1 protein-coding gene is annotated in these 360 nt (G+C 69.2%); it reads right to left on the reverse strand.

Translation table 11 applies throughout. From position 1 onward, the window contains the following. Positions 1 to 360, reverse strand: a 360-nt coding sequence (locus tag OQ02_RS39505; RefSeq protein ID WP_033443807.1) for an alkaline phosphatase family protein, incomplete at both ends; no start/stop codon positions are given.

Consider the following 360-nt stretch of genomic DNA (forward strand, 5'->3'; position numbering starts at 1 on the left):
GTGGCGTACGAGGGGCGGGCCTTGATCGCGGTGAGCAGGCGGCCGAGGTAGCCGTCCTGGACGTCGATGGCGGCGGTGTACTCGGGGCTGGCGGCGCCGTGGTTGTGGCCGATCTCGTCGGTCTCGCCGAAGTAGACGAAGAGGACGTCCGGGTTCTGGTGGCGCAGGATGTCCTCGGTGATGTCGGCGATCACGAGGTCGTTGACGGCGTAGTCGTTGTTGTAGACGAGCTTGGCGTCGGCGCCGGGGGTGACGGTGCCGTGGGTGTCGAGTTCGGGCCAGTCGACGGCCGCGAAGAGCGAGAGCTCGGGGCGGACCTGGTGGAGGCGGGCGAGGAAGCCGGGGTACCGGGCGTAGTTC

Source organism: Saccharothrix sp. NRRL B-16314 (assembly GCF_000716595.1).
Classification (GTDB): domain Bacteria; phylum Actinomycetota; class Actinomycetes; order Mycobacteriales; family Pseudonocardiaceae; genus Actinosynnema.